The sequence below is a fragment of the Bradyrhizobium sp. dw_78 genome (assembly GCF_018449525.1).
In the GTDB taxonomy this organism is placed as follows: Bacteria; Pseudomonadota; Alphaproteobacteria; order Rhizobiales; family Xanthobacteraceae; genus Bradyrhizobium.
This window is the reverse complement of the sequence record NZ_JAAVUS010000001.1, coordinates 815,815-835,015: the sequence shown is the minus strand read 5'-3', so window position 1 is coordinate 835,015 and position 19,201 is coordinate 815,815. Positions and strand designations below refer to the sequence as shown.

Below are 19,201 nucleotides of genomic sequence, written 5' to 3'. Positions count from 1 at the left end.
CGGTCAGCCGATCAGCTTCGCGAACAGATCCGCATCGACATTACCGCCCGACAGCACGATGACGACGTTCTTGCCCTTCGCATCGATATGACCGGCGAGCAACGCCGCGAGGCCGACCGCGCCGCCCGGCTCGACCACGAGCTTCAGCTCGCGGAATGCGAATCCGACGGCCTCGCCTACTTCCGCATCGGACGCGGTGACACCCTGCGTGAGCAGGCGGGAATTGATGGCGAAGGTGATTTCGCCGGGAATTAGCGCCATCAGCGCGTCGCAGATGGTGCGGCCTCCGGCGCGATGCGGCTCGCGCCGGCCGGCGCGCAGCGAAAGCGCGTGGTCGTCGAAGCCTTCAGGCTCCGCCGACATCAGCATCACCTGCGGATAACGCGCCTTCACGGCGGTAGCGATGCCCGCGATCAGGCCGCCACCCGAGGCCGGCGCGACCACGATATCGGGCGCAAGACCAAGCGCCGCCATGTCCTCGGCGATTTCACGTCCCACCGTGCCTTGGCCCGCGATCACCAAGGGATCGTCGTAAGGCGGCACCAGCGTCGCGCCGCGTTTGCCGGCGATGTCGCGGGCAATGGCTTCACGGTCCTCGCGGTCGCGATCATAGAGCACGACTTCCGCGCCATAGGCCTTGGTGCGTTCCCGTTTGGACAGTGGCGCATCGGCCGGCATCACGATGGTCGCCTGCATCTTCAAAATCTGCGACGCCGCGGCCACGCCCTGGGCATGGTTGCCGGACGAGAACGCCACGACGCCGCCGCCGCGCTGGTCACGCGGGATCGACGACAGCTTGTTGAAGGCGCCGCGAAACTTGAACGAGCCGGTGCGCTGCAACAGTTCCGGCTTCAGAAACACCCTCGTTCCGATGCGTTCGCTGAGCACGGGCGGCGAGAGCAAAGGCGTCCGCACCGCGAACGGCGCGATGGTCCGCGCGGCGGCATCGATGTCGGCGGCGGTGACGGGCAAGGTCGGAGATGGGTCGGTCATCCCCGTCTTCTATCTCGCGCTCTGGCGCACCGGCAAGGCGTCAGTCAGACGAAACGCGGATGTTCGACCTCGAATTCGAGCGGATCGCTGGCGGCGCCGGCATAGCGGATCGCCACATTGTGGTCGACAAACGCGCGGGCCGATGCTTCCCAGGTGTGCTCTTTCGCGAACGCGACACAGGTCTCCCGCGATATCGAAAGCGCCGAGAAGCACGCGGCCCGCAGATCATCGTTCAGGACCCCGACCGGCGCCGCGCCGATCACGTCGCGCGGGCCGGTGACGGGAAACGCGGCGACCGGCAGACCGCTGGCAAGCGCCTCCAGCAGGACGAGGCCGAACGTATCCGTCCTGCTCGGAAACACGAAGACGTCGGCGGCAGCATAGGCCTGCGCCAGCTCCTCGCCTTGCCGCGCGCCGAGAAACACGGCTTGCGGATATTTCCGGGCCAGCGCCGACCGGGCCGGCCCATCGCCGACGATCAGCTTGGTGCCGGGCAGATCGAGATCGAGAAAGGCCTCGAGATTCTTTTCGACCGCGACGCGGCCGACGCAGGCAAAGATCGGGCGCTTCAGGCCGAGATCCACGTGGCGCGGATGGAAAAGCGCAGTGTCGACGCCGCGCGGCCATAGCACCACGTTGCGGAAGCCGCGCGCGCGCAATTCGGTCGCCAGCGCCGGCGTCGCCGCCATCACCGCACGGCTCGGACCATGAAACCGGCGCAGCGCGGCCCAAATCCAGGATTCAGGGATCGGCAGCCGCGCCGAAACATATTCGGGAAAGCGGGTGTGGAAACCCGTTGTGAACGGCAGCCCGCGTTTGCGGCAATAGCGCCGCACCAGGAATCCGATCGGACCTTCGGTGGCGATGTGGATGGCATCCGGCCGGGCCGCCTCGATCAGGTCCGCCGTCTTGGCCGGGCTCGGCAAGGCCAGCCGCAGATCGGGATAGCTCGGCATCGCAAAGGTGCGGAAAGATTGCGGCGTGAGAAAGCTGATCTCGACGCCGAACGTCCTTGCCGCTTCCGCCATCATGGTCAGCGTGCGTACCACCCCGTTGACCTGCGGGTGCCACGCATCGGTCGCGACCAGGATTCGCATCAGGCCGCGCGGGCCGTCATCGAGGCAGCGACCGGCGCCACCTTCCGCAGCGGTTCGGTCCAGGTGATGATTTCAAACTTGCCGTCTTCGTGCTCGACCAGCGCGGTGCAGCTTTCGACCCAGTCGCCGCAATTCATGTAGCGGATGCCGTGCTCGTCGCGGATGGTGGCGTAGTGGATGTGGCCGCAGATCACGCCGTCGGCGCCGTGACGGCGCGCTTCGGCGGCCAGCGTGGCTTCGAAGGCGCCGATGTAATTTACGGCGTTCTTCACCTTCAGCTTGGCCCATTGCGACAGCGACCAATAGGGCGCGCCGAACCAGCGCCGGAACATGTTGACGAAACGGTTGATGCGGATGGCGAGATCGTAAGCGGTATCGCCGAGATGGGCGAGCCAGCGCGCGTTCTGCACCACGAGGTCGAAGATATCGCCGTGGATCACCAGATAGCGCTTACCGTCGGCGCCCTCATGGATGATGTTTTCCACCACGTCGATGCCGCCGAAATGGGTGCCGTAATAGTTGCGCAGGAATTCGTCGTGATTGCCCGGCACGTAAACGACCTTGGCGCCCTTGCGCGCCTTGCGCAGCATCTTCTGCACAAAGTCGTTGTGCGATTGCGGCCAGTACCAGTTGGACTTCAGCGCCCATCCGTCGACGATATCGCCGACGAGATAGATGGTGTCGGCATCGTGATCGCGAAGGAAATCCAGCAATCGCTCGGCCTGCGAACCGCGCGCTCCGAGGTGAACGTCGGAGATAAATAAAGTGCGAAAGCGCCGCTCCGGGCTCTCTTCACTTGTGGAGTCACTTCCCATGGATGAGTTCATACTACAATCCCGTGACAGCGCGATGACGAAGCGTGCGTCAAATGGACCAGCCGTTCAGGGCTGCCGAACGGAGCACCCCTGCGACATCCGGCAAGTCGGGGTCCATCCACCGCCGACATCCGAACCGAATCGGACGTATGTTTTCCTTAAAACGGCGATAACAGCGCTCTACGACAATCAAGCGACAGGGATCGGGGCGATGGCGGGATTACGGCTCCGGGAACGGCTGGAATCCCCGATTCCAGGCGATTTGAGCCGGAGCCGGGCGTCTTGACCCGCTTCTTGGTTAGGACAGCCGGGCGCATGACCCCGGCGTCCTCGCAACGGGCGTCGGCGGCTTTCGCTCCGCCTCAATAAAACCTGTGAAAATGATGCACCGGGCCGTGGCCATGACCGACGCCGAGCCGGTCGGCCTCCGATATCGCCGCGCTGATCCAGCCCTTGGCCTGACGGACGGCGGTTTCCAGATCCTCGCCCTTGGCGAGCCCGGCGGCGATCGCCGACGACAGCGAGCAGCCGGTGCCGTGGGTGTTGGCCGTCGCGATCCGCGGCGCGGCCAGCGCCATCGTGCCGCGCGGCGTGAACAGATAATCGATGCTCTCGGCGCCCTGCCCGTGGCCGCCCTTGACCAGCACGGCGCCACACCCCATCGCGAGCAGCTTCCGGCCCTGGCTTTCGATCGCGGCCTCGTCCGCAGCAAGCGGTTCTCCCAGCAGCGCCGCCGCTTCCGGCAGATTGGGAGTCAGGAGGGAAGCGCGCGGAATCAGCCCGCTCCGCAAGGCCTCGACCGCATCCCGCGCCAGCAGGTGATCGCCCGATGTGGCCACCATCACCGGGTCGAGCACGACATGCTTCGGCGACCATTTCGCCAGACCGGCGGCGACAGCCTCGATCGTCGCCTGTTGCCCCACCATCCCAATCTTGACGGCCCTGATGTCAAGGTCGCCGAACACCGCGTCGATCTGCGCGGTGACGAATTCCGCGGGCACCAGGTGAATCCCGCTCACGCCGGTCGTGTTCTGCGCGGTCAGCGCCGTGATCACCGACGCGCCGTAGACGCCGAGCGCGGCGAATGTCTTGAGGTCCGCCTGAATGCCGGCGCCGCCCGACGAATCCGAACCGGCGACCGTGAGCGCGATTGGTATCGTCATCGCGGTGCCCGCAGGGATGGATGCAGCCGCCGAAAGGTCATGTGGTGTCCTAGCGCGTTTTCGAGCGAAGTGGGGACCGGTTCGCATGAAGAAAACGCGTCAAAACAAGAATCTAGAGTTTCGGTTCTGATTCAGTCAGAACCGATCATGCTCTAGCGCGACGATCCATCCCCGGCAAGTTTGCTTGCCACGCCGGGCCTTTTTTGGCTCTATTGCCGGAACGCGTTTCGGAGACGACAGCGATGGTTCCCTTTTTCGTCCAGATCAAATGCAAGCTCGGGCAATCCTATGCCGTCGCCAATGCGCTCGCGGAGGCCGAGATCGCCTCGGAGATCTATTCCACCGCGGGCGATTACGACCTGCTGGTCAAGTTCTATGTCGATAACGACATGGATATCGGGCATTTCGTCAACGAAAAGGTGCAGGTCATTCCCGGCATCCAGGACACCCGCACCATCATCACCTTCAAGGCGTTCGGCACGAGCTAAAAACCGTCCCACCGCCGATCGTCCGATCAGGACTTGCCGCTATCGCTTGCCGCCTTCCCGGGCCGCGAGGGGCCGTCGACCGGCGGCAGCGATTTCAGATATTCGGCGATCGCGTCGCGGTCATCGGCGCTCAATTGCGACATATTCCCGATCACGCTCGTCATCGAACCGCCGATGGTGTCGCCGTCGGGCGTTTGCCCGGTTTCGAGGAAATACGAGATATCCTTGGCGCTCCAGTCGCTCAGCCCCTTTTGCGTGATGTTAGGCACCCAGCCCTTGCCGTCCGGATCGGGTCCGCCGGCGAAGCGCTGCGAGGCGACGATGCCGCCGAGGAAATTGCGCGGGCTATGACACTCCGCGCAATGACCAAGACTGTTCACGAGATACGCGCCGCGATTCCACTGCGCCGGGCGCAACGCATCCGGCGCAAACGGCTTGTCGTCCATGAACAGCCATTTCCAGATCCCGATATTGCGGCGGATGTTGAATGGAAACGGCACATCATGGTCGCGCACCCGGCCGGAAACCGGCGGCAGCGTTTTCAGATAGGCGAAGAGGTCGCGGATGTCGTCGCGCTTCGCATGCGCGTAGGAGTCGTAGGGAAGCGCCGGGAAATAATGGAAGCCCGACGGCGAGACCCCGCGCATCACGGCGTCGACGAACTGCGCCTCGGTCCATCGGCCGATGCCGTCAACCGGATCGGGCGAGATGTTCGGCACGTAGAAGGTCCCGAACGGCGAAGGCAGTGCCAGGCCGCCGCCGAGCCGGGTGCGGTCAGGCTGGCCGGGCACGGCGTGGCAGGAGGAACATCCGCCGGCGTTGAATGTTGTCTGACCGTTCGCGAGGTTCGGCGTGTAAGCGGCATCTGTCGCGACGGCGCTGGTGAGCCATGTCGCCGTCAGCGACCAATAGACGCCGAAAGCAACGACGCCGGCCAGGAGCAAGCCAAGGATAATTCGTCGCAACATTCACCGATCCGTCATCAGCCGCCCCGCATTTAGCGGCTAGTATGGTTTCACTTCCGGCACAGGCTGCCCGAAAGATTCAGGCAGCTGACCCGCGGCGGGAATAAAGCTGAAATCTCATTGTTTTGAGGAAATGTCATTGGTTTGTTTGCGACCGCACGAACACTTGACGTCAACAGGGAGAGCATCATGTCGAAAACCAGAATCGCACTTGTTACGCTGGCACTGGGCGCGTCCGTCGCCTTTGCCGGCTCAGCCTTTGCCGAGAAAATGAAGGCAACCCTGGACGGCAAGTCCGAAAACCCGCCCACCACCAGCGCCGGCAAGGGCGAAGCGGACATCGATTACGATGCCGCCACCAAGAAACTGACCTGGAAGCTGACCTATTCCGGACTGACCGGTCCCGCGACCGCGGCCCATTTCCACGGGCCGGCCGAAGTCGGCAAGAACGCGGGTGTCGCGGTCGCGATCCCCGGCGTCACTTCCAACCCCGTCGAAGGCAGCGCCACGCTGACCGACGCGCAGGCCGCCGATCTCGAAGCCGGCAAATACTATGTCAACATCCATACCGCGGCCAATCCGGGCGGCGAAATCCGCGGCCAGGTGACCAAGTAAGGCCGTCGGTCGATCAATGAAGCGGGGCGAGCGCACCGGGCGCCCGCCCCTTTTCATGATCGAAGCAGCTTTTAATTTTGCACCGTCATTCCGGGTCTGCGCCAAATAGCGCATCCCGGAATGACAAAATTTTTGAATCCAAGATCAAGCCGTTCTAGCTGTTCTTGACGCGGTAGGTCTCGTGACAACCGCCGCATTGCTTGCCGATGACAGGCAGCGTCGCCTTCAGCGAGTCGATATCCTTGATCGCGACCTTGGCATCCGCCACGGCCTTGGCGAAGCTTGCAATGTGCTCGCTGAAACCGGCCTGGTCTTCCCAGATTTTCGGAGACGGGCTGTAATCGCCCTCTGCCTTGACGCCCTTGATGCTCTCGGGGAACAGCGTCGGAAGATTCTTGGCGGTGTCCTCGAACTGGGCGATCGCGGTATCGACGGTCGCCTGGTCATAGGGCTTGTCGCCCTTGATCATGGCCGCCAGCGCCCCGGCGTTCTTCCCATTGCCCTTCATAAAGCCCTGCGCATGCTTGACGGCGTCCTGCTGTGCCACCACCGCGCCGACGCCTAGCAACAACGTCGCCGCGACCACAACCGCTCGCATCATCATTCCAGTCCCCTTTATTTCCCGGCCGTGCGGTCCATCCGCACGCCCTGCCACGATCCTTGCAACACCGCCGCCGGTGTTTCATTCCCATCCAAAATATATCAGAGGCTATGCCGGCGCTGGTGCTCGCGGATCGCGATCCAGACCCGTTCCGGGGTTGCCGGCATGTCGATGTGGTCGATTTTGTATTCGCGCCACAGCCCCTCGATAATCGCATTGACGATAGCCGGGCAGGAGCCGATCGCACCGGCCTCGCCCGCGCCCTTTACCCCTAGCGGATTGGTCGTGCAGGGCACATTGTGGGTCTCGAACACAAAGGACGGGCCATCGGCGGCGCGCGGCAAGGCATAGTCCATGAATGTCCCGGTAACGAGCTGGCCGTCCTTGGGATCGTAGACCGCCTGCTCCATCAGCGCCTGGCCGATGCCCTGCATGGCACCGCCATGGACCTGGCCGGCAAGCAGCAGCGGATTCAACGTCACGCCGAAATCATCGACAATGACGTAGTTCACGATCCGGATGATGCCGGTGGCGGGATCGATCTCGACCTCGGCGACATGCGTGCCGTTGGGAAAGGTGCCGTCGGCACTCGAGAAGGTCGCGCTCGCCTTCAGCTTCGACGGATCGACACCCGGCCGCTTGGCGAGATCCGCGAAGCTGATCGTGCGATCGGTGCCGGCGACGCGAATGACGCCTTCGCTGATCTCCAGGTCGCCGGCGCTGGTCTCCAGCGCCTCGGCGGCGATCTCACGCAAATTCACGCCAAGCGTGTGCGTCGCCCGCTCGACGCTAACGCCGCCCGAGGGAATCGAAGCCGAACCGCCGGTGCCGAGACCGGTCGCGATCATGTCGGTGTCGCCCTGGAAGACGTGGACGCGCTCGGGCGCGACCCCGAACTGTTCGGAGACCAATTGCGCATAGGCCGTCTTGTGGCCCTGCCCGCTCGACTGGGTGCCGATCAGGACCGTGATGTCACCATTGGGATCGAGCGCGACATGGGCGGTCTCTTCACCCATGGTGCCGCACACCTCGACATAGGTCGACATGCCGATGCCGCGCACCAGGCCCTGCTTCTTCGCGGCCCGGGCGCGCCCGGGAAAATCCTTCCACGCCGCGACCTCCATCGCGCGCTTCATATGCGCGGTGAAATCGCCGGAATCATAGACCTTCCCGGTTGCGGTCGTGTACGGCATGGACTTCGGCGCGATGAAGTTCTTGCGCCGGATCGCATCCGGCGTCATGTCGAGCTTGCGCGCGGCGGCATCGACCAGCCGCTCCACCACATAGGCCGCTTCGGGACGGCCGGCGCCGCGATAGGCATCGACCGGCACGGTGTTGGTGAAGATCGTGCGTACGCGGCAATGGAAGACCTGGATGTCGTACAGGCCGGGCAGCATGCCGGCGCCGCCATGCGGGATGTAGGGACCGAAGGTCGAGAGATAGGCGCCCATATCGCCCATCAGATCGACATCCATCGCGAGGAACTTGCCATCCTCGGCCAGCGCCATCCGCGCCCTGGTGACGTTGTCGCGGCCCTGCGCGTCGCCCATGAAATGATCGGCGCGGTCGGCGGTCCATTTGATGGTTTTGCGCAGCTTGCGCGCGGCGACCGCAACCAGCGCATATTCGCGATAGGGAAACAGCTTGGTGCCGAACCCGCCGCCGACATCCGGGCAGATCACCCGCATTTTCTCGATCGGCATCTTCAGGACATTCTGGCACAGGATCTCGCGCAGTCGATGGCTGCCCTGGCTGCCGATGGTCAGCGTCAGATGATCCCGTTTGGCGTCGTATTCAGCGACCGCTGCGCGCGTCTCCATGAAATTGGTGATGACGCGCGGATTGACGATCGATACTTCGGCCACCGCATGGGCTTTCGCGAACGCGGCATCCGTCGCCTTCTTGTCGCCGATCGGCACGTCGAACAGCACATTGCCGGGATGATCGGGCCAGACCCGCGGCGCGCCCGGCTTCACGGCATTGGCGAGGCCGACCACGGCCGGCAACGGCGTCCAATCGACCTCGATGGCCTCGATGGCGTCGCGGGCCTGATCGACGGTTTCGGCGACGACAAAGGCGACGGCGTCGCCGACGTGGCGCACCTCGTCCTTGGCGAGGATCGGATAAAGCGGACCGGTAAAGGGATGGTCGTCCAGATTGAACAGACACGGCAACCCGCCGAGATCCTTCACATCCTCCGCGGTCAGAATCACGCCGACGCCCGGCAGATCACGGGCACGGGTGACATCGATGGTGAAGCTCGCATGCGCATGCGGTGAGCGCAGCACCAGCGCATGCATCGCCGCTTGCGGCACGTGGTCATCGGTGTAGCGGCCCTTGCCGCGGATCAGCGCATCGTCTTCCTTGCGCAAGACGCTTTGGCCGACGCCAAATTTAACCGGAGCAGCCATCAGATCTCCAATCGCAGTGTCGACTTGGCGGCATATTGCAGCACTTGGCGGCATATTGCAGCGGATCGCGCACAAGCGCAAAGGATTTAGCTGCGCAGCAGCGACCGCAGCCAGCCTGTGCCGAATAGAATCAGGATCGATCCGGCGTAAACGATCGCGCCGACGACGATCAGGGCCAGAAGCGCGGCCTCGTTACGAAACCCGGGCAAGTGTGCAAACTGCGCCGCAGCCAATTTTGCCGTACCCCAGAATACCACGGCGAGCACGGCGCCGGACGCGGCAAACTTCACCAGCGATCGTGTCAGCGCGCGATCGAAATGGAGATAGCCGGCCCGCACGGCAAAGCCGAGCACCAGCAACAGATTGATCCAGGCGCCGACCGCGGTGGCCATCGCCAGACCGACCTGCGCCAGCGGTCCCATCAGCAAGACCTTCAGGATGACGTTGACGGTCAGCCCGGTGAGCGATGCCTTCACCGGCGTCGCGGTGTCCTTGCGGGCGTAGAATGTCGCGACCGCACTGCGGATCATCACGAAGGGAATGAGTCCGATCGCGTAAGCGGCAAGCGTCACGGCCGCTGCCGCCGCATCTCCTCTGGTGAACGCGCCGCGCGCAAACATCGCGCGGGTGATGACGTCCGGCACGGTGAGGAACGCAGCCACGAACGGCACGGTGGCCAGTAAGGTGAATTCAAACGCGCGGCGCTGTGCCGCCGCAGCGCCCGCATCGTCGCCCGCCGTGATCAGCCGCGACATTTCCGGCAACAGGACGGTGCCGATGGCGATGCCGATCACCCCGATCGGCAGTTGATAGAGCCGGTCGGCATAATACAGCGCCGACAGCGCGCCGGCCGGCAGGAAGGTCGCGATGATGGTGTCGGCGAACATCGCGACTTGCGTGCCCATCGAGCCCAGCGTCGCCGGGCCGATCGCGCGGAAGAAGGCCCGCACATCCTCGTCGAGCTTCAACGGCGCGAAGCGCGGCAGGCCGCCGTGGCGCGAAAGATCGCCCGCCAGCAGAAAATATTGCAGGAAGCCCGAGATCAACACGCCCCACGCCGCGGCATGGCCGGCGGTCGGAAACACCGCGGCCAGCGCCAGCGTCATCATCATGGCGAGGTTGAGAAAGATCGAGGCCGCCGCCGCGCTGGCAAAACGGTGCATCACGTTGAGCATGCCGCCATACAGCGTCACCAGCGTGATCAGCAGGAGATAGGGAAAGGTGATGCGGGTCAGTTCGATCGCGAGCCGCCGCTGCTCGGGCTCGTCGGTGAAACCGGGCGCAAGCAGGCTCATGGCCTGCGGCATGAACAGCCAGGCGGCGACGAGCAGGACCACCTGCGACAGAAACAGCAGCGTAAAGATGCGATCGGCGAACAACCGCGCCGAGGTCTCCCCGCCCTTGCCGTGGACGTGGGCATAGGCCGGCACGAACGACGCATTGAAGGCGCCTTCGGCGAAGATCGCACGGAAATGATTGGGCAGCCGGAACGCCACGAAAAATGCGTCCGCGACCGGTCCTGCGCCCAGGATCGCAGCCAGCATGATATCGCGTGCAAAACCGGTCAGCCGCGAGAGCAGCGTATAGCCGCCGACGGTGAAGATACGTCCGAGCATGCGCCGCTTCTATCGCATATTCGGTTCTGATTGAATCAGAACCGAAGTGCTAGTTTCTGGTTGACGCGTTTTCTTCACGCGAACCGGTGCCCACTTCGCTCGAAAACGCGATGTCCATGCGGTGGCGCTTCAAAACGGCGAAATCAGCCCCCTTTTGTTTGGGCATGATCTTTCCCGAAAACCGGACGCCACTTTTCGGGATCATGCCCCCAGCGCGCCGCGCACAGCCCTGATGACGCGCTCCTGCGCCGGCTCGTCGAGATAGGCATGCATCGGCAGGCTGATCACGTCGGAGGACAGCCTCTCGCTCACCGGCAGACCGCCGTCGGCGACCGGAAAATCCCGGTACGCCGTCTGCTGATGCATCGACTTCGGATAATAGATCGCGGTCGGAATGCCCTGCACCTTCAGCGCCGCAGCAAATCCGTCGCGATCGGTCCCCTTCGGCAGCCGAATGGTGTATTGCGCCCAGACCGAGGTGCAACCGGCGGCGACTTGCGGCACGGTCACGACATTGCCGAGCCCGCGCGCATAGCGCTCCGCGACCTTGTTGCGGGCTGCGATCTCATCCTCGAAGATCTTCAGCTTCTCTATCAGGATCGCCGCCTGCATGGTGTCGAGGCGTCCCGTGATCCCTAAGCGAACGTTGTCGTATTTGTCCGAGCCCTGGCCGTGGACGCGGATGCTGCGCAGCGTCGCGGCAAGTTCGGCGTCATCGGTGAAGATCGCGCCGCCGTCGCCGAAACAGCCGAGCGGTTTGGCGGGGAAAAAGCTGGTCGCGGTGACGCGGCCGAAGGTGCCGAGACGGCGGCCCTTGTAGCTTGCGCCAAACCCCTGCGCGGCGTCGTCCAGGACGAAAAGACCCTCGGCCGCCGCGACCGCGCCGATGGCATCATGATCGGCGCTCTGCCCGAACAGATCGACCGGAATCACCGCCTTCGGCGTGAGGCCGCGCTTCTTCGCAGTGGCGATGCCGCGCTCCAGCGAGGCGGCATCCATGTTGAAAGTCGTCTCGTCGACATCGACGAACACCGGCGTCGCGCCGGTCAGCGCCACCGATTCGCCGGTCGCGCAGAACGTAAAGGACGGGCAGAACACCGCGTCGCCACGGCCGATGCCGTTGGCCATCAGCGCCATCAACAACGCGTCGGTGCCGCTGGCGCAGCTCACGACATGTTTCGCGCCGGAGAATTCGGCCAGCAGCGCCTCGAGCTGCGTCACCTCCGGGCCGTTGATGAACTGGCAGTGGGCGAGCACGCGGGCGACCGCCTCATCGATGGATTTGCCGAGCCGGCGGCGCTGCGCGCCGATATCGATAAAGGGCACGGGTTCTACGGGGATATGCTGGTTCATGGAGCCTTCAGCTGTCGAGAGTGGTTAGCCCGCGATGGCGCGCGGCCCCTTGCGGGCGGCGGCGGGTCGCGCAGGGGTTTCCAGGCAACGGGTGGCGATTTCGAGGCTGGCGACGCCTTCGCCGCCGGTCACCGCCGGCGTGCCGCCGGTGCGGACGGCGTGGAGGAAAGCGATCAGTTCGGCGCGCAGCGGCTCGTCATGGCCGACCGGCAGATGCCGCATCGAATAGCTGCCGTCCGGCTTGAAGCCGAAACATTCGGTGACCTGGCGGGTGAGAAGATCGCCCATGACATATTTGCCGCGGGTCGCCACCGTGACGTTGCGCGCCTTGAACGGCGTCAGCCAGTTGGTGTTGATGTGCGCGAGCACGCCCGACGCGGTGCGGAACTGCAACAGCGCGATGTCCTCGCGCTCGGCGACGGCGCTGGAGAGTTGCGGCTGCACTTCGACGATATCCGACTCGGTGAACCAGCGGATCAGGTCGATGTCGTGGACGGCGAGGTCGATCACGACGCCGACATTGGACATCCGCGGCGGAAACGGGCCGACGCGGGTGATGCCGATCGAAAGGATGTCCTCGCCCGAGATCGCCTGCTTGATGGCGGCCACCGCCGGGTTGAAACGTTCGACATGCCCCACCATTAGCGTCACGCCGGTGCGCGCGGCTGCCTCGACAAGCTCCCGCCCCTCCTCGACGGTGGATGCGATCGGCTTTTCGACCAGCACGTGGATATTGCGCGCCATGCAGGCGAGCGCGACCTCGTGATGCAAATGCGTCGGCGCGGCGATGGTCACGGCGTCCACGCCTTCGGCGATCAGTTCGTCGAGCGTTGCGAAGGCCTGGCACCCCGTCAATTCCGTGGCGCGGGTGCGGTTTGCCGGCAAGGGATCGACGATCCCGGCCAGCACCGTTCCCGGCAGCCCCGCCAGCACACGGGCATGATTGCTGCCCATGACGCCTGCGCCGACCACCCCGACGCGGAGCGAATTTTTCGCCTCGGCTTTCACATCCGATGCGGACCCTTTGGAACTCATCCCACCAACCTCGGTCATACCCTTGTCACGAACGCCCCGGTGCTCTCCTAGCACGTCGCCATAATTGTGGCGAATATCCTCCTGCCCTCCCACACACGTTTTAAGTCAAAAAGTTACACGGATTCGCGATCCGCTCCGGGGGCGTCAACCACGACGCGAAGAAGGCAGGCCGGGCGCTGCGGGCGATCCGGCCCGTTCGATCACGCGCGCCGGTAATCATCCTCGATGCGGATGATATCGTCCTCGCCGAGATAGCTTCCGGTCTGAACCTCGATCAGTTCCAGCAGGATCTTGCCGGGATTCGCCAACCGGTGAACGGCGCCGATCGGGATGTAGATCGATTCGTTCTCATGCACGGTCTTGACGGCTTCATTGACGGTCACCTCGGCCGTACCGCGCACCACGATCCAGTGTTCGGAACGGTGGTGATGCTTTTGCAGCGAAAGCCGCTCGCCGGGCTTGACAGTGATGCGCTTGACCTGATGCCGGTCGCCATTATCGACCGACTGATAGGACCCCCAGGGACGATGCACCCTGAGATGGCTTTGGGTCACCTCGGGCGCGACGCCCTTCACCCTGGCGACCAGCCGCTTCAACCCGTTGGCGTCCTTTTGGCGCGACACCAGCACCGCATCCTGGGTGGCGACGACCACGAGATCATCGACCCCTTCCAGCGCCACCAGCGCCTTGTCGGTCGAGACGTTGCAGTTCCGGGAATCCTCGAACACCGCCGCGCCCTGCGCCGCGTTGCCCTGGCCGTCCTTGTCGGACAATTCCCACACCGCATGCCAGGAACCGACGTCGGACCAGCCGCACGACACCGGCACCACCGAGGCGCGCGAGGTCTTTTCCATCACCGCGTAATCGATCGAGATCGCCTTGGCTTTCCCGAACGCGTCCGGATCGAGCGTGATAAAACCGAGATCGCGCCCGGCCTTGCCGATGGCATCGCTCACCACCTGCACGCTCTCGGCGTCGACCTTACGGTATTCGTCGAGCAGGGTGGAAGCGCGGAACATGAAATTGCCGCTGTTCCAGAGATAGCCCGACTTGATGTAGTCGGCGGCGGTGGCCTGATCCGGCTTTTCCACAAACTTGACGACGGAGCGGACTTCGCCCGTGATGATCTCGCCGGGGCTGATATAGCCGTACTCGGTTGCCGCACGCTCGGGCTGGACGCCGAAAGTGACGATGCGCCCGGCATCGGCCGCGACCAGCCCCTGCCGGCAGGCCGCGACGAACGCGCCGGTATCGCCGACCACGTGATCGGCCGCGAGCGCCAGAACGACCGCGTCGTTGTCGCGGGTTTGCGCGAACACCGCGCCGGCCGCGATCGCCGGACCGGAATCGCGCCGCATCGGCTCCAGCAGCACGTCGGCTTCGCATCCGATCTCGGCCAGTTGCTCGATCACCATGAAACGATAGGCCGCATTGGTGATAACGATCGGGCGTTCAAACAGCGCCGTGTCCGACACCCGCAGGATGGTGTCCTGGAAGGTCGAACGCGTGCCGAACAGCGGCAGAAACTGCTTGGGGCGAACCTCGCGCGAGGCCGGCCACAGCCGGGTTCCGGCGCCGCCGCACATGATCAGGGGAATAATTCGTCGGTCCATGGGCATCAAACCTTGTAATGGTCGCGATACCACGCGACAAAATCGCGAATGCCATCCTCGATCGAGGTCGAGGGACGAAAGCCGACATCGCGCATCAAATCCCCGACATCGGCGAAGGTCTCCGGCACGTCTCCGGGTTGCATCGGCAACATCTCCTTGACCGCCGCGCGGCCCAGCGCCTTCTCCAGAACTGTTACCACATGGGTAAGCTCTTCCGGGTGGTTATTGCCGATATTGTAAACCCGCGCCGGCGCACCGCCTGCGGGGCCCTTATCCGGCGGAACATGATCGATCAGGCGCAAGATCGTGCGGGTGACGTCGTCGATATAGGTAAAATCGCGCCGCATCCTGCCGTGGTTAAAAAGCCGGATCGGCGCGCCCTCGAGAATGGCTTTGGTAAACAGGAAAAGCGCCATGTCGGGCCGTCCCCACGGCCCATAGATGGTAAAGAACCGCATGCCGGTGACCGGAAGGCGGTAAAGATGGCTATAGGAATAAGCCATCAACTCGTTGGCCTTCTTGGTCGCGGCGTAGAAGCTGACGGGATGGTCGGTCTTGTCGTCGACCGAAAACGGCACCTTGGTATTGGCGCCATAGACCGACGAGGACGACGCGTAGAGCAGATGACCGCATTGATGGTGCCGGCATCCTTCCAGAACGTTGGCAAACCCCTCCAGATTGGCATCGACATAGGCGTGGGGCTGCTCGATCGAGTAGCGGACCCCGGCCTGGGCCGCCAGATGCAGCACCGTCCCGAAGCGATGTTTCGCAAACAGCGCGGCGATCGCCGGTCGATCAGCCAAATCGGCCTGCACGAAGCTGAACCGCGGCTCCTGCTGCAGCAGATCCAGCCGCGCCCGCTTCAGCGCCGGATCGTAATAGGCGTTGAGATTGTCCAGGCCGACCACCTGGAGGCCCTCGGCCAGCAGCCGCCGGGCGGCATGAAAGCCGATAAACCCCGCCGTACCCGTGACCAATATTGTCCGATCAGACATCATGTCTCCAAGGATACGGCCAAGGATATGCCAAAGACCCTGGCCCGGCTCGCCGCATAGTCCCTCGCTTGTTTACCTACCGTAACAAGGGTGCCGCAATACCCGTTACCCGTTTGTGCGGCTATTGCCAGATCACTCCCAAAACCATACCAAGGCGGCCGAAGTTCGGCGCGCGGCGCCGGGTTGCGTCTTTGACCTGCTCAAGCGCGGATACGATGCGCCAGATTCTATTTTCGGCTCTCAAGATTCTGATTTCCGCGGCGCTGCTTTATTTGGCGCTCCGCAAGGTCAACTTCTCCGACCTGGCCGCACGCATCGATCTAACCAGCCTGCTCTGGATCGGGCTGGCGATCGCCGTAAATTTCCTGCAGGTCTATGCTGGCGCGCTGCGCTGGCGCGAGGTCAGCGCGGATTGCGGCGCGCCGCTCACCGCGCGCAAGGCGATGCACTTCAACCTGATTGGAACCTTTTTCAACCAGACGCTGCCCTCCTCGATCGGCGGCGACGCCATGCGGCTCTGGCTGCTCGCGCGCGACGGCGCCGGATGGCGCGCGGCGACCTATTCCATTTTCGTCGATCGCGCCATCGGCTTGATCGCGCTGGCGGTCGTCATCGTCGCGAGCCTACCCTGGAGCTATCATTTGATCCGCGACCCGAGCGGCCGCTCGGCGCTGCTGTTCGTCGACTTCGCCGCGCTCGCCGCCGGCGTCGGATTTCTGGTGCTCGGCAGGCTGCCCTGGTCCTGGCTGAAACGCTGGTGGGGAACGCAACATTTTCATGCCTGTTCGGTGGTCGCCAATCAGGTGATTTTCGACCGGCGGCGCGGGCCGATGATCGCGATGCTGTCGATCCTGGTTCACGTGCTCACCGTCATCATTGCCTGGTGCGTGGTGAAATCGATCGCCGCGCCGGTGATGTTTAGCCAGACCTTCCAGCTCGTTCCACCGGTCATGCTGATCACCATGCTGCCGATCTCGATCGCCGGCTGGGGTGTGCGCGAGGCCACGATGGGGCTTGCATTCGGATATGCCGGGCTGGCGACGACCGAGGGCGTGAACGTGTCGCTGCTGTTCGGCGCGGTATCCTTCATCGTCGGCGCCTTCGGCGGGCTGGTCTGGATTCTGAGCGCCGAAAAAGCCGCCCAGGGCGCTAAGCCGATCGAGATTCCCGAATAACGGCCATATCGCACCGAATGACCATTTCCGGATCCCTTCTCGTGCCCGTCGCGCTGCTTGCCGCGGCCGTTATTTCGGCCGTTATCACCCGGGCGATCCGGCCGATGCTGCTGCGGCACGCGCTGGCGCGGCCCAATGCACGGTCGTCGCATCGTATTCCCACGCCGCAGGGCGCGGGCATCGCCGTGATCGCCGCGACGCTGCTGGTCGCCGGAACCATCATGGAATACGCCGGCATGACAGACATGAAATTGCCCGTTGCGGTGTTTGCCGCGGCGCTGTTCATCGCGATCGTCGGCTTCGTCGATGACGTCAAACCGATCGGCGTGCCGCCGCGGTTGTTGCTGCAGGCGATTGCCGTCGGCGCAATCGTCTTCACCGCATCCGGCGATGTCCGGATCGTCGCCGCCTGCCCGCTGTGGCTCGAACGCACCCTGTTGCTGCTGGCGGGACTCTGGTTCGTCAATCTCGTCAACTTCATGGACGGGCTCGACTGGATGACGGTGGCGGAAGTGGTGCCGATCACGGCCGCGCTGGTAATGCTCGGCTGGCTCGGCGAATTGCCGGTCTCCGCCACGCTCATAGCCGCGGCGCTGTGCGGCGCCATGCTTGGCTTTGCACCCTTCAACCGGCCGGTCGCGAAGATCTTTCTCGGCGACGTCGGAAGCCTGCCGATCGGCCTGTTGCTGGGCTGGTGTCTGTTGCAGCTCGCCTATGACAAGCAATTCGCCGCCACCTTGCTGCTGCCGCTGTATTATCTGGCCGACGCCACCGTCACCTTGCTGCGCCGGATGGCCAGGCGCGAGCCGTTCTGGGCGGCGCACCGTTCGCATTTTTATCAGCGCGCGACCGATAATGGCTACACGGTATGGCGCGTTATCGGTGAAGTGTTCATACTTAACATCGTGCTCGCGATTCTGGCGATCGGATCAATCATGGCGCCGTCGGCTGCGATCGAAATCTTGCTGCTCATCGCCGGAGGCGCCGCGACGGCGCTCGTGATGTACAGGTTCTCGCAACCGCGCGCGGCGTGAGGCTGCTTTAATTGCTGCGCAGCAGCTTTCGCATCAGCGCGGCGTAACCGCTCATGGCGTCGGAGAAGTTGAACCGCCGCGCGGCTAGAACCGCGCGCTCGCCGATCGATGCATCGTCCGACGATGCCGCGAGGCGGATCGCGCGCGCGAGTTCGGCGGCATCGCCCGGCTGAACCACCCAGCCGAGGCCGTGTTCGGTCACTGTCAACGCCGCCTCGGCGCCAGCCTCGGAAACCAGAATGACGGGCCGACCGATCGCGAGCAGGTTGTAGAACCGGCTGGGAACCGACACGCCGGCCAGATCCTTGCGGTAAGGGATCAGCCAGGCATTGGCCGCGGACAGAAATCGCTCAAGATCCTTTTCCGGAACCCGATCGACCAGCGTTACGTTCGGCAGCTTCGCGCTCGCCTGCATCTGCTTCATCTGCTCGAAGCCGATCCCCCAGCCCGACAGCAGAAAATGAATTTCCGGATCATCCCGCAACAGCCGCGCCGCTTCGAACACCACCACGGGATCATGGGTGAAACCCAGATTGCCGGACAGGCCGACAATGAAACGCGCGGCGATCGGACGGCGATACGGATTATCCGGCTCGATCGGACGCACGCCCGGCGCCAGCGTGGCCCAGTTCGGAATGAAGCAGATCTTGTCGCGCGTCAGCCCCTTGTAACGGAGCAGCAGCGGTTCGGTATCGCGCCCGATGATGACGACCGCGTGCAGCGCGCGGAACATCAGCGCGTTGGCGCCGCGGATCGCCCGGGCAACGATCGACGATGGTTTGAGGAGGCCGGCCATGACCAGCACGTCCGGAAACAGATCGTGCATGATCAGCACCGAACGGGCGCGCTTCAACCGGGCGGCGGCTGCCACCGCATAGGGCAGCATGAAGGGCGCGGTGACGGTGAGCGCCACGTCGCCCTTGCGCAAGCGTAAGAGCAGCGCCACGAAGGTGCGCAGCGTGAAAAGCATTTCGGCTGTCGCGCGCCGGATCAGGGCGGCTTTCTCCGGCAATCGGTTCTTGATTTCGATGACGGCCGGCTGATCCGAACCGGCCGCGCCGGAAGCTGAGCCGGGCATTCCCGACAGCACCACGACCGGCGCAATCGAGGTCAGATGACGCGCGATCGCCGCCATGATGGCCGCGGTCGTGCTGTGATCCGGCGGATAATGCTGGCTGACGACGACGATTTTTTCGGTTTGCTGCATCGATGCTTTCGGCATGGCCGCGCCG

17 protein-coding genes are annotated in these 19,201 nt (G+C 64.0%); 4 read left to right on the top strand and 13 right to left on the bottom strand.

From position 1 onward, the window contains the following. Positions 1 to 3: 3 nt before the first annotated feature. The 4 genes from HB630_RS03775 to thiD all read right to left on the bottom strand — a co-directional run bounded on the left by HB630_RS03775 (position 4) and on the right by thiD (position 4,068). Positions 4 to 993 (bottom strand): threonine/serine dehydratase, encoded by a 990-nt coding sequence (locus tag HB630_RS03775; RefSeq protein WP_213770136.1) that lies wholly within the window; start codon positions 991 to 993, stop codon positions 4 to 6. Positions 994 to 1,037: 44 nt separating this feature from the next. Beyond that, positions 1,038 to 2,090, bottom strand: coding sequence for a glycosyltransferase family 1 protein (locus tag HB630_RS03770; protein WP_213770135.1), 1,053 nt, complete (start codon positions 2,088 to 2,090; stop codon positions 1,038 to 1,040). Continuing rightward, the gene (locus HB630_RS03765) at positions 2,090 to 2,905 is read right to left on the bottom strand and encodes a UDP-2,3-diacylglucosamine diphosphatase (RefSeq protein ID WP_213770732.1); all 816 of its coding nucleotides are present in this window, start codon (positions 2,903 to 2,905) and stop codon (positions 2,090 to 2,092) included. The genes HB630_RS03770 and HB630_RS03765 overlap by 1 nt, the downstream gene beginning before the upstream one ends. Before the next feature lie 362 nt (positions 2,906 to 3,267). Next, positions 3,268 to 4,068, bottom strand: coding sequence for a bifunctional hydroxymethylpyrimidine kinase/phosphomethylpyrimidine kinase (gene thiD, locus HB630_RS03760; RefSeq protein WP_213770133.1), 801 nt, complete (start codon positions 4,066 to 4,068; stop codon positions 3,268 to 3,270). Between the two features lie 242 nt (positions 4,069 to 4,310). Here thiD and HB630_RS03755 point away from each other — a divergent pair, with 242 nt between their 5' ends. Then, positions 4,311 to 4,556 carry an Lrp/AsnC ligand binding domain-containing protein gene (locus HB630_RS03755; protein WP_213770132.1) on the top strand — a complete coding sequence of 82 codons (246 nt, stop codon included), beginning with the start codon at positions 4,311 to 4,313 and terminating at the stop codon, positions 4,554 to 4,556. A gap of 26 nt (positions 4,557 to 4,582) precedes the next feature. Here the strand turns inward: HB630_RS03755 and HB630_RS03750 are convergent, their stop codons facing one another. After that, positions 4,583 to 5,524: a cytochrome c gene (locus tag HB630_RS03750; RefSeq protein WP_213770130.1), complete on the bottom strand. Its 942-nt coding sequence runs from the start codon at positions 5,522 to 5,524 to the stop codon at positions 4,583 to 4,585. A gap of 186 nt (positions 5,525 to 5,710) precedes the next feature. Between HB630_RS03750 and HB630_RS03745 the strand changes: the two genes are divergently transcribed. Next, positions 5,711 to 6,136, top strand: a complete 426-nt coding sequence (locus HB630_RS03745; RefSeq protein ID WP_213770128.1) for a CHRD domain-containing protein — start codon at positions 5,711 to 5,713, stop codon at positions 6,134 to 6,136. A 154-nt stretch (positions 6,137 to 6,290) separates the two neighbouring features. On the opposite strand, the gene HB630_RS03740 is transcribed toward HB630_RS03745, so the two are convergent. The 7 genes from HB630_RS03740 to HB630_RS03710 all read right to left on the bottom strand — a co-directional run bounded on the left by HB630_RS03740 (position 6,291) and on the right by HB630_RS03710 (position 15,760). After that, a complete protein-coding gene (locus HB630_RS03740; RefSeq protein ID WP_213770126.1) occupies positions 6,291 to 6,737 on the bottom strand; it encodes a cytochrome c in 447 nt (148 codons plus the stop codon). A 101-nt stretch (positions 6,738 to 6,838) separates the two neighbouring features. Beyond that, complete coding sequence (locus HB630_RS03735; protein WP_213770124.1) at positions 6,839 to 9,148, bottom strand: xanthine dehydrogenase family protein molybdopterin-binding subunit; 2,310 nt, start codon at positions 9,146 to 9,148, stop codon at positions 6,839 to 6,841. Between the two features lie 86 nt (positions 9,149 to 9,234). Further along, complete coding sequence (gene murJ / locus HB630_RS03730; protein WP_213770122.1) at positions 9,235 to 10,764, bottom strand: murein biosynthesis integral membrane protein MurJ; 1,530 nt, start codon at positions 10,762 to 10,764, stop codon at positions 9,235 to 9,237. A gap of 201 nt (positions 10,765 to 10,965) precedes the next feature. Then, entirely contained in the window at positions 10,966 to 12,117 is a 1,152-nt protein-coding gene (locus tag HB630_RS03725; RefSeq protein WP_213770120.1) for a DegT/DnrJ/EryC1/StrS aminotransferase family protein, read from the bottom strand. Positions 12,118 to 12,141: 24 nt separating this feature from the next. After that, positions 12,142 to 13,152 carry a Gfo/Idh/MocA family oxidoreductase gene (locus HB630_RS03720; protein WP_213770118.1) on the bottom strand — a complete coding sequence of 337 codons (1,011 nt, stop codon included), beginning with the start codon at positions 13,150 to 13,152 and terminating at the stop codon, positions 12,142 to 12,144. Positions 13,153 to 13,352: 200 nt separating this feature from the next. Continuing rightward, the gene (locus HB630_RS03715) at positions 13,353 to 14,765 is read right to left on the bottom strand and encodes a mannose-1-phosphate guanylyltransferase/mannose-6-phosphate isomerase (RefSeq protein WP_213770117.1); all 1,413 of its coding nucleotides are present in this window, start codon (positions 14,763 to 14,765) and stop codon (positions 13,353 to 13,355) included. 5 nt (positions 14,766 to 14,770) lie between these two features. After that, entirely contained in the window at positions 14,771 to 15,760 is a 990-nt protein-coding gene (locus HB630_RS03710; RefSeq protein ID WP_213770116.1) for an NAD-dependent epimerase, read from the bottom strand. Between the two features lie 215 nt (positions 15,761 to 15,975). Between HB630_RS03710 and HB630_RS03705 the strand changes: the two genes are divergently transcribed. Then, positions 15,976 to 16,935, top strand: a complete 960-nt coding sequence (locus HB630_RS03705; protein ID WP_213770114.1) for a lysylphosphatidylglycerol synthase transmembrane domain-containing protein — start codon at positions 15,976 to 15,978, stop codon at positions 16,933 to 16,935. A gap of 17 nt (positions 16,936 to 16,952) precedes the next feature. Next, positions 16,953 to 17,969 carry a glycosyltransferase family 4 protein gene (locus tag HB630_RS03700; RefSeq protein WP_213770113.1) on the top strand — a complete coding sequence of 339 codons (1,017 nt, stop codon included), beginning with the start codon at positions 16,953 to 16,955 and terminating at the stop codon, positions 17,967 to 17,969. Positions 17,970 to 17,976: 7 nt separating this feature from the next. Here the strand turns inward: HB630_RS03700 and HB630_RS03695 are convergent, their stop codons facing one another. Next, a complete protein-coding gene (locus HB630_RS03695) occupies positions 17,977 to 19,176 on the bottom strand; it encodes a glycosyltransferase family 4 protein (protein ID WP_213770112.1) in 1,200 nt (399 codons plus the stop codon). Between the last annotated feature and the right edge of the window lie 25 nt (positions 19,177 to 19,201).

Excerpts from the sequence above, each read along its gene's own strand:
- HB630_RS03775 (WP_213770136.1), bottom strand. The coding sequence starts at position 993 with ATGACCGACCCATCTCCGACCTTGCCCGTCACCGCCGCCGACATCGAT.
- HB630_RS03770 (WP_213770135.1), bottom strand. The coding sequence starts at position 2,090 with ATGCGAATCCTGGTCGCGACCGATGCGTGGCACCCGCAGGTCAACGGG.
- HB630_RS03765 (WP_213770732.1), bottom strand. The coding sequence starts at position 2,905 with ATGGGAAGTGACTCCACAAGTGAAGAGAGCCCGGAGCGGCGCTTTCGC.
- thiD (WP_213770133.1), bottom strand. The coding sequence starts at position 4,068 with ATGACGATACCAATCGCGCTCACGGTCGCCGGTTCGGATTCGTCGGGC.
- HB630_RS03755 (WP_213770132.1), top strand. The coding sequence starts at position 4,311 with ATGGTTCCCTTTTTCGTCCAGATCAAATGCAAGCTCGGGCAATCCTAT.
- HB630_RS03750 (WP_213770130.1), bottom strand. The coding sequence starts at position 5,524 with ATGTTGCGACGAATTATCCTTGGCTTGCTCCTGGCCGGCGTCGTTGCT.
- HB630_RS03745 (WP_213770128.1), top strand. The coding sequence starts at position 5,711 with ATGTCGAAAACCAGAATCGCACTTGTTACGCTGGCACTGGGCGCGTCC.
- HB630_RS03740 (WP_213770126.1), bottom strand. The coding sequence starts at position 6,737 with ATGATGCGAGCGGTTGTGGTCGCGGCGACGTTGTTGCTAGGCGTCGGC.
- HB630_RS03735 (WP_213770124.1), bottom strand. The coding sequence starts at position 9,148 with ATGGCTGCTCCGGTTAAATTTGGCGTCGGCCAAAGCGTCTTGCGCAAG.
- murJ (WP_213770122.1), bottom strand. The coding sequence starts at position 10,764 with ATGCTCGGACGTATCTTCACCGTCGGCGGCTATACGCTGCTCTCGCGG.
- HB630_RS03725 (WP_213770120.1), bottom strand. The coding sequence starts at position 12,117 with ATGAACCAGCATATCCCCGTAGAACCCGTGCCCTTTATCGATATCGGC.
- HB630_RS03720 (WP_213770118.1), bottom strand. The coding sequence starts at position 13,152 with ATGAGTTCCAAAGGGTCCGCATCGGATGTGAAAGCCGAGGCGAAAAAT.
- HB630_RS03715 (WP_213770117.1), bottom strand. The coding sequence starts at position 14,765 with ATGGACCGACGAATTATTCCCCTGATCATGTGCGGCGGCGCCGGAACC.
- HB630_RS03710 (WP_213770116.1), bottom strand. The coding sequence starts at position 15,760 with ATGTCTGATCGGACAATATTGGTCACGGGTACGGCGGGGTTTATCGGC.
- HB630_RS03705 (WP_213770114.1), top strand. The coding sequence starts at position 15,976 with ATGCGCCAGATTCTATTTTCGGCTCTCAAGATTCTGATTTCCGCGGCG.
- HB630_RS03700 (WP_213770113.1), top strand. The coding sequence starts at position 16,953 with ATGACCATTTCCGGATCCCTTCTCGTGCCCGTCGCGCTGCTTGCCGCG.
- HB630_RS03695 (WP_213770112.1), bottom strand. The coding sequence starts at position 19,176 with ATGCAGCAAACCGAAAAAATCGTCGTCGTCAGCCAGCATTATCCGCCG.